At 43.5% G+C, this 1,348-nt stretch carries 1 protein-coding gene; it reads right to left on the bottom strand.

Annotated elements, in window-relative coordinates:
- Positions 1-13: 13 nt before the first annotated feature.
- Positions 14-1,252, bottom strand: coding sequence for an ISL3-like element ISVa7 family transposase (locus tag AB4307_RS16215; RefSeq protein ID WP_081317730.1), 1,239 nt, complete (start codon positions 1,250-1,252; stop codon positions 14-16).
- Positions 1,253-1,348: the final 96 nt, after the last annotated feature.

Genomic DNA, 1,348 nt, shown 5'->3' with positions numbered 1-1,348 from the left:
GGCTCTTCTCCGCTTAGATGAGCTTGATTTCTGGGTAAATGGTAGAGTGAGTTTCTAGGATTGAGGTTTGTCTAATCTTCAATTTAAAGTAATCAGTATCCCTTACTCCTCGGGCTCGCCGTCTAAGAAGACCTATCGATACATTCCCTGCTTCCACTCGGGCATTCGTCAGCTTATATTTTGCATAATTGCAGATCCCAACTCTTCTCTCCCAAAGCGCGTCTGCGAAGTTGATGAGAGATAAGATCCTCGTCTTTTTAGCAAGCTGGCACCACGCATCAAGAGCTGCGATCATCAGGTCAAAATTACGTTCATCCCATAAGGCTTGAAGCTGCTCTTTGAGCATATAAATCGTACAAAGAGTCTTATTGCTTTCAAGTAAATCATCTAGCCTATCTGACTGCTTATCGCTTAATTTCGGCGCATTTTTGAGGAGTAAAAATAGCGTCCCTTTAAGCATTTTCTTCTCGTCATGTGTTCCTTTCCTAAACGCTTTATTACGCTCTTTCCTTATCAGAAGAGAGTAGTTCTGCATAACGTGAAACCGGTCAAAAACGATGTCTGCATTCGGAAGAGCGTTTCTCACTGCTGATTGGTAAGATTGCCCCATATCCATTGATACCGCTTGGATGCCGTCCCTCGTTTGCGGTGATAATTGTTCAAAAAAGTTGATGAGTACGTTTGAAGTCCGCCCATGGTCAACCCAAATAAGTTGTCCTGAAACGAGATCATAAACGACGGTCATATAGTCATGGCCTTTAGCCCTGGCGACTTCATCAACGCCAATATGAACAAGGTTGGTCAACCTCTTAGGCTCTAAAGCAGGCAAGGTAGATAACAGAAATGCTTTATCGATATTTTTCACGGTTTCCCAGCGTATGTCTAAATGCTTAGACACTGCGTGGATGCTCATATAGCGGCATAGTCCACTAATAAAGTGACAGAATCTCTTGGTATAACGACTCCCCTTATCAACAAAATCAGTCGCTTCAACCAACCTTCGGCCGAGCCTATCTCTTGTCTGAGCCAATTCAATTTCTATAACGCAAGGGCGACCACTGACAGGTAAATCCGACAGGCGACGGTGAACATAGTGGTCGACTGTGCGCGGTGCTCCAGTCTCAGGGTCAACAACTTTACAGCGTCTATCTCGCTTGCATTTGACGAGTACTGAATGAGAGCTTTCTTCGAGCGTTACAGACTGTACGGATTGGCCTTTAAAGTTAAATAGAGCGGAAGATAATAACGACAAACTACAATACTGAGATATAAGGTGGGAAGCGATTATAAATCAATGTGTTACCGGTTTTATTGTTAATTTATAGACTCATCTAAGCGGAGAAGAGCC

The sequence above is a fragment of the Vibrio sp. 10N.261.52.C2 genome, from assembly GCF_041471425.1.
In the GTDB taxonomy this organism is placed as follows: domain Bacteria; phylum Pseudomonadota; class Gammaproteobacteria; order Enterobacterales; family Vibrionaceae; genus Vibrio; species Vibrio crassostreae_C.
Note: the sequence above shows the minus strand (reverse complement) of the source record. Positions and strands in the feature narration are given on the sequence as shown.